The sequence below is a fragment of the Streptomyces sp. SID5785 genome, from assembly GCF_009870065.1.
Lineage (GTDB): Bacteria > Actinomycetota > Actinomycetes > Streptomycetales > Streptomycetaceae > Streptomyces.
In genome coordinates this window covers 1-7,103 of the sequence record NZ_WWIA01000069.1, presented here as the reverse complement: position 1 = coordinate 7,103, position 7,103 = coordinate 1, and the positions used below count along the sequence as shown (strand labels likewise).

Sequence of the window (7,103 nt, the reverse complement as noted above, 5' to 3'; positions counted from 1 at the left end):
GTTCACCAGGAGGCTGTGGTCGTCAGACGTGCCCTGTCGCGCTCCGGGTCGATCAGGACGTACGCGACCACGGCACCGGCCGCGACGAGGGCCCCGGACAGCAGGACGGCGTGCCGATAGCCGGCCGCACCCTGGGCGTCGACCAGCGCGCCGACGGCCGCGGGCCCGATCAGACCGGCCGTCGTCACCAGCGCGTTCATCAGGCCCAGGGCGCCACCCCTGCGGTTCGCGGGGGCGAGCTCGGCGACCGTCGTCGCGGCCACGGTGGCGTACGCGCCGCCGAACCCGAAGCCCAGCGCGATCAGCGCCGTCTGCGCGCCCCGCCCGTCGGCCGACGGCGCGAGCAGCAGGGCCACGGCCCCGATCGCGAGCATCCCCGCGCCGATCCGGCCCCGCGCGACCCGGCCGCTCGCGCCCCGCCGCATCAGCCGCCCCGTCAGCCACGCCTGCCCGAACAGGACGGCGGCGCCGACCGCGGCCGGAGCCACGACGACCGTGCCCGCGGTGCTCGCCGAGTAGCCGACCGCGTGGCGCAGGTAGGACGGCAGCCACACCAGCATCAGTGCCACGGACCAGTAGCTGGTGAAGTACGCGACGGTCACGCCGATCCAGGTGCGGGTCGCGAAGATCCGCCGGTACGCGATGCCGGGGCGGCGGGGCGCGCCGGCCGCGGTGCGTGGGGCGCCGGTGCGCGGGCTGTCCGCGCCGTACACCGCCCAGACGAGCGCCCACAGCGCCCCCACCGCGGAGAGCACCCACAGCGCCGAGCGCCACCCGTGGTGCTGGATCAGCCAGGTCAGGCCCGGTGCGGAGATCATCACGCCGAGCGTCACGCCGACGGTGAGCAGCGCGGCGGGCAGGTTGCGCCGCTCGTCGGGGAACCAGGACAGCGTCGCCTGCTGGGCCACGGGGAAGGCGGGTCCCTCCGCCGCGCCCAGGAACACCCGGGAACCGATCAGCACGGCGAGCCCGCCGCCGAGCGCCGACGGCACCTGCGCCACCGACCACAGCGCGGCCATGACCAGGAGCAGCACCTTCGGCGACACCCGGTCGGCGGCCAGCCCGACGACGATCGCGGCGGCCGAGAACAGCAGGAAGAACGCGCTGTTGGCGAGCCCGAACTCGGTGGCGCTCAGGTGCAGATCGGCCCGGATCTCGTCGCCCGCGAGCCCGAGTACGGACTTGTCCGCGAAGTTGACCATCATGAAGACGACGAGCAGTCCGGTCACGGCCCAGGCCCGCCGCCCGCCGCCCGGGTGGTCCACGGCCCCGGTGCCGGGCGCGGCAGAGGCGACGGTCATGCGAGCGGGACCCCGGCGATCGCGATGCGCTCCATCACGCGGCGCTGCGGGAAGTAGTCGTTGACCGCGTAGTGCTGGACGGCGATGTTGTCCCAGATCGCGATCGAGTCCGGCTCCCAGTGGAAGCGGATCTGGAACTCGGGGATGCGGGCCTGGAGCACCAGGATGTCGAGCAGTTCGCGGTTCTCCTCCTCGGACAGGCCCTTGATGTACCGGGTGAAGGGCTCGTTCACGTACAGCGTCCGGCGGCCGCTGCGCGGGTGGCGGACGACGACGGGGTGCTCGGCCTGCGGCCAGTTCGCGCGGAAGGCGGCCTTCTGCGCGTCGTCCATCAGCGCGCCCCAGCTGGCCTCCCAGTCGTGGACGGCGGTCAGCCCCTCGATGCGCTGCCTGAGGTCCTCGGGCAGGTTGTCGTAGGCGGCGGCCATGTCGGCCCACAGGGTGTCGCCGCCCGCGGCGGGCACCTCCACGGCGCGCAGGACCGCGCCGAGCGACGGGTTGGCCATGAACGAGTGGTCGCTGTGCCAGATGTTCTTGTTGCCCGCGGCCTTGGCGTCCTTGGCGAGCCGGGAGATGCCGGGGGTGCCGGTGCTCGCGAAGAACGGGTTGGGCTCGGGCGGGCCCCACACGCCGGAGAGCGCGAGCTGGTGCTCGGCGGTGAAGCCGTGCTGCCCCCGGAAGAAGATCACCTTCCATTCGAGGAGCGCCTGGCGCAGTTCGTGGGCGAGTTCGGCGGTGAGCGGCCGGGTCAGGTCGACGCCGCCGAGCACGGCGCCGAAGTGCGGGGTGAGCGGGGCGACCTCGAACTGCCGGTAGGCGGGCTGCTCGGCGCCGGGCGCCAGCCGTTCGAGGGTGCGGCGCCCGTAGTGCATCAGGGGCTTGTCCAGTACGGGCGTGGGGTGGGCCACAGGGGCCGAGGCGACGTCGTGCATGGGGAGTCCTCCCGACAGCGCAGGCTGAGACACGCGGATTACGTAACCGGCAGTATCGATATTGATCCGCGCCGGGGCAAGGGGGTGCGCGGGGTCGGTTCTCGGGGTCGGTTCTCGGGCTCGCGAGGGCCTGGCCCGACGGGCACGTGCACGGCCGGGTGCGCGGACGGTTGCGTGGGCGGTTGCGCGGACGGGCGCGCGGACGGTGCGCGGACGGGTCCGCGTCAGGCGGCGACCGCGCGCCCCACGAGGTCCACCACCGAGTCGACCAACGCCTCGTCCGGCAGCCGCTGTTCGGCGACCAGACGGAACAGCAGCGAGGAAGCCACCAGCGTCGTCGCCGTCGACAGGTCGGCGTCCGCGCGCACGTCGCCGCGCGTCACGCCGCGCTCCAGGACGTGCCGGGTCTCGCTCGTGACGCGCGCGGTGTAGGCGCTGTACCCCTCGAGCACGACGCCCTGCTCGGCGGCCGCGCCGATGACACCGGCCAGCAGCCGTGCGATGCCCGGCTGCCGGTACGCGGTCATGCGGGCGGACAGGACGACGCGCAGCTCGGCGCGGAAGTCACCCATGTCCGGCACGGTCAGCGGACCGATCCGGGACTCGGCGGCGGCGATCACGAGGTCCTGCTTGGTGGACCAGCGCCGGTACATGGCCGGCTTGCTGACGCCGGCGCGGGTCGCGACGGCGTCCATGGTCAGTGCGGCCATGCCGCTCTCCGCCACGAGCTCGACCACGGCGTCCAGGACCGCCCGCGTGACGTGCTCCTGGCGCGGCCGCCCCGGCCCACGCCGCGTGCCCTGCTCCCGATCGTCGGCCATGCGGTGACCTTACGCGGCCGCCCGCCCGGCCCGCCGTGTGTGCCGAACCCGGTCAGGGCGTGCAGGCCGCCGCGATCGAGAGGCTGTTCTCGTAGAGGTGGAAGCGGGTGATGCGGCCGTCCTCGACGGTCAGGCGCAGTGCGTACGGGCCCTCGAAGGACGTGCCGGTGGCGCGGACCGTGCCGGAGAGGTGGCCCATCAGCACGGCGTCCGTCCCGTCGACGAGCAGGGTGTCGAGGGAGCCGCGGGCGTCCTCCGCGACCGTGTGCGCGGCCAGTTCCTCGAACTGGACGGCGCACTCGGCGGCCGTCCGGCGCGGCCTGATCCACGGGACCACGGGGTTCTCGGCGAGCACCCAGTCGACCTCGTCGGCGAAGAGGCGGGTGAGCCGCTCGGTGTCGGCGGCGGCCCGCGCGGCGAAGAAGGCCTCGACCGTGGCGCGGGTGGCGAGGGCGGGATCGGTGCGGTGCGCGGCGTCGGTGGTCGTCATGCCCCGAGCGTGCCCCGGCCGGGCGGGGAGCGCGATGACCCCGGAGGTCATTGCGAGGCCGCCGGACGGCCCGCGCGCGGGCCGGGCCGCGGGCATGGTGCTAAGCGCTGAATGATGGTTCACTTCTTTCATGGCCTACCGCAAGACCCCCGCCGAGATCAGCCGCCTCGAAGCCGCGCGCGAGCACCTCGTCGGCTGCGCCACCGCCGTCGTGGCCGAGGTCGGCTGGGCGCAGGCCTCCGTGACCGCGGTCGCCGCCGCGGCCGGGATCGCCGCCGGGTCCGTGTACCAGCACTTCCCGTCGAAGGCCGCGCTCGCCGTCGAGGTGTTCCGGCGGGCCGCCGGGCGCGAGGTGGAGGTCCTCGGGCAGGTCCTGCACGAGCCCGGCGACCCCGTCGAGCGCCTCACCCGCGCCGTGGACGTCTTCGCCCGCCGCGCCCTGGAGAACAGGGGCCTGGCCTACGCCCTGCTCGCCGCCCCCGCCGAACCGGCCGTCGGCGCCGAGCGCCTCGACTTCCGCCGCCGCTACCGCGCCCTGTACGCCGAGATCGTCCGCGAGGGCATCGCGGCCGGCCGCCTGCCGGAGCAGAACGCCGAGATCACCGCGGCCGTGCTCACCGGCGCCATCGGCGAGGCCCTCGTCGACCCGCTCGCCGACCCCGGCCCCGACGGCACCGACCGGCTGCTCGCCGACCTCACCGCCGCCGCGCTGCGCTGCGCCGGCGCCCCGGCGGCGCCCTGAACCCGCCCCGCCCGTCCGTCGAAGGAGCCACCGTGCTGTCCAGCAAGCCCACCGCCGTGACCCACGAAGTGACCAACCAGGCACCGCCGTTGACCGGCCACGACATCGCCGACGACCCGGTCCTGCTCGAGGGCGTGCGCCGCGAGGGCGCCGCCTGGTCCCTCGACGACCTGCACCGCATCGGCCGGCGCGCGGGCAGCGAGGAGGTCCGCCGCTGGGCCGAGGAGGCCAACACCTTCGAGCCCGTCCTGCGCACCCACGACCGCTACGGCCACCGCGTCGACGAGGTCGACTTCCACCCCGCCTACCACTCCCTGATGGACATCGCGATCGGCGAGGGCCTCGGCGGCAGCGCCTGGGCCGACGAGCGGCCCGGCGCCCACGTGGCCCGCGCCGCCGGGTTCATGGTGTGGTCCAGCACCGAGGCCGGACACGGCTGCCCGGTCTCCATGACGTACGCCGTCGTGCCGGCCCTGCGCCACGCCCCCGACCTCGCCAAGACCTACGAACCCCTCCTCACCAGCCGTGTCTACGAGCCCGGCCTGCGCACCCCCACCGACAAGGCCGGCCTGCTCGCCGGCATGGGGATGACCGAGAAGCAGGGCGGCACCGACGTGCGCGCCAACACCACCGCGGCCGTGCCCCGGCCGGACGGCACCTGGCGGCTGCGCGGCCACAAGTGGTTCACGAGCGCCCCGATGAACGACCTGTTCCTCGTGCTCGCGCAGGCCCCCGGCGGCCTCTCCTGCTTCCTCGTGCCGCGCGTCCTGCCCGACGGCAGCCGCAACACCTTCCGCATCCAGCGCCTCAAGGACAAGCTCGGCAACCGCTCGAACGCCTCCAGCGAGCCCGAGTTCGACGACACCGTCGCCTGGCTCGTCGGCGCCGAGGGCAAGGGCGTGCGCACCATCATCGACATGGTCACCAGCACCCGCCTCGACTGCGTCCTCGGCTCCGCCTCCGGTACCCGCGCCGCTCTCGCCGAGGCCGCCCACCACGCCCGGTACCGCGCGGTGTTCGGCGCCAAGCTCATCGACCAGCCGCTCATGCGCAACGTGCTGGCCGACCTCGCCGTCGAGTCCGAGGCCGCCACCACCCTCGCCCTGCGCCTCGCGGGCGCCGCCGACCGTGCCCAGCGCGGCGACGCCGGCGAGCGGGCGTTCCTCCGGCTCGCCACCGCCGTCGGCAAGTACTGGGTCTGCAAGCGTCAGCCCGCCGCCGTCGCCGAGGCCCTGGAATGCCTCGGCGGCAACGGCTATGACGAACTGTCAGGCATGCCGCGCCTCTACCGCGACGCTCCCCTCAACGGCATCTGGGAGGGCTCCGGCAACGTCAACGCGCTCGACATGCTCCGCGCCCTCGCCCGCGAGCCCGAGTCCCTCGCCGCGTTCCGTACGGAGATCGAGGCCGCGTCCGGCGCCGACGCCCGCCTCGACGCCGCCTGGCGCGGACTCCAGGGCGAACTGACCCTCACCGAGGACGCCCCGCTGCGCGCCCGCCGCGTCATCGAGCGCGCCGCCCTCGTCCTCCAGGGCTCGCTCCTGGTCCGGCACGCCCCGGCCGCCGTCGCCGACGCGTTCTGCGCGACGCGGCTCGCCGGGGACCGCGGGCTCGCCTTCGGCACCCTGCCGCCGGGCTCGGACTTCGCGGCGCTCCTCGACCGGCTGCCTGCGGGACTGTGAGCCCCGGGTGACCGGAGCCCGGCGCGGGCGGCACGGCGCGACGGGTCGGGTCGTCCGTGCGGTCAGTCGTCCGCACTGTCGACGGCGGCCTGCGCGTTCACGATGCCGAGCCCGAGCTTCTGCAGCCGGTCCGGGTTCTGCGCTGTGTCCCGGACGGCCTTCATGATGGCGTCCGGCTTCTCGCCCTCGCCGTGCAGCAGGGCCGCCACCGCCGACACGTAGGGGGCGGCCATCGACGTCCCGTCGAGCTTGCCGTACCCCGAGTCGTTCACGTCCCCGTTCTTCTTCTCCGTCAGCTTCACCGGGTGCGTCGGCAGCGTGGACAGGATGCCGACGCCGGGCGCCGACACCGCGTTCTGCGCACCGAAGTTGGAGAAGTCGGCGGGGCGTCCGTCCTCGTCGCTCGCGCCGACCACGAGCACCGGCGTCTGCACCTTGTACGGCTGGGTCGCCGCACCGTCGTTCCCCGCCGCCGCCACGACGACCGCGCCCTTGTCGTGGGCGTGCCGGATCGCCGCGTTGAGGATGCCGCCCTGGAGCAGGTTCGACATCAACGGGCCTTCGCCGAGCGACAGGTTGATGACGTCCGCGCCGTGATCGGCCGCCCACACGATGCCCCGTGTGATGTTCCCGTTGCTGCCGCTGCCGTCGTCGCCCAGGACCCGCACCGGCATGATCTTCGCCGCGGGGGCGCCGCCCGCGATGCCGACGCCGTTGTCGGTGTGGGCCGCGGCGATGCCCGCGACGTGCGTACCGTGCCCGAAGCCGTCGTCCGGCTTGCGGTCACCGTCCACGAAGTCGTACCCGTCGACGAGGCGCCCCTTGAGATCCGGGTGGTCCAGGTCGACGCCGCTGTCGACGACCGCGATCACCGTGTCCTCGCCCTGCGCCTTCTTCCACGCGCCCGGCAGCTTCAGCGCGTCCAGCGCCCACTGCTGCCCCTTCATCGGATCGGCCTTCTTCTCGTCGTCGTCGCCGCACCCGGTGGCGCACGCGGCGAGCAGCGCGGCGGCGGAGATCCCGGCGCAGATCCTCCGGACGGCGGCAGGGTGCATGGATCCTCCTCGATCGGGGCGGTGAGCGGGGCTCCGCACAGGCCCACACCCAGGGGAACGGGGCGGTGGGGCGGGGGCCA

The 7,103-nt window shown here is 74.4% G+C and carries 7 protein-coding genes; 2 read left to right on the top strand and 5 right to left on the bottom strand.

What is annotated here, in order from left to right; all coding sequences use genetic code 11:
* Positions 1-2 precede the first annotated feature (2 nt).
* The 4 genes from GTW43_RS02240 to GTW43_RS02225 all read right to left on the bottom strand — a co-directional run bounded on the left by GTW43_RS02240 (position 3) and on the right by GTW43_RS02225 (position 3,544).
* On the bottom strand, positions 3-1,301 hold the full coding sequence (locus GTW43_RS02240; RefSeq protein WP_161299847.1) for an MFS transporter: 1,299 nt from the start codon (positions 1,299-1,301) through the stop codon (positions 3-5).
* Positions 1,298-2,233, bottom strand: a complete 936-nt coding sequence (locus GTW43_RS02235) for a TauD/TfdA family dioxygenase (RefSeq protein ID WP_161299846.1) — start codon at positions 2,231-2,233, stop codon at positions 1,298-1,300. Before GTW43_RS02235 ends, GTW43_RS02240 begins: the two co-directional genes overlap by 4 nt.
* Positions 2,234-2,457: 224 nt before the next feature.
* Positions 2,458-3,054, bottom strand: coding sequence for a TetR/AcrR family transcriptional regulator (locus GTW43_RS02230; protein ID WP_161299845.1), 597 nt, complete (start codon positions 3,052-3,054; stop codon positions 2,458-2,460).
* A gap of 52 nt (positions 3,055-3,106) precedes the next feature.
* Positions 3,107-3,544: a nuclear transport factor 2 family protein gene (locus GTW43_RS02225; RefSeq protein ID WP_161299844.1), complete on the bottom strand. Its 438-nt coding sequence runs from the start codon at positions 3,542-3,544 to the stop codon at positions 3,107-3,109.
* Positions 3,545-3,674: 130 nt separating this feature from the next.
* Here GTW43_RS02225 and GTW43_RS02220 point away from each other — a divergent pair, with 130 nt between their 5' ends.
* Both GTW43_RS02220 and GTW43_RS02215 read left to right on the top strand, forming a co-directional pair.
* Positions 3,675-4,286 (top strand): TetR family transcriptional regulator, encoded by a 612-nt coding sequence (locus GTW43_RS02220; RefSeq protein ID WP_161299843.1) that lies wholly within the window; start codon positions 3,675-3,677, stop codon positions 4,284-4,286.
* A gap of 32 nt (positions 4,287-4,318) precedes the next feature.
* Positions 4,319-5,968, top strand: a complete 1,650-nt coding sequence (locus tag GTW43_RS02215) for an acyl-CoA dehydrogenase family protein (protein ID WP_161299842.1) — start codon at positions 4,319-4,321, stop codon at positions 5,966-5,968.
* Positions 5,969-6,030: 62 nt separating this feature from the next.
* Here GTW43_RS02215 and GTW43_RS02210 read toward each other — a convergent pair whose 3' ends face one another.
* The gene (locus GTW43_RS02210; RefSeq protein WP_161299841.1) at positions 6,031-7,023 is read right to left on the bottom strand and encodes a S8 family peptidase; all 993 of its coding nucleotides are present in this window, start codon (positions 7,021-7,023) and stop codon (positions 6,031-6,033) included.
* Positions 7,024-7,103: the final 80 nt, after the last annotated feature.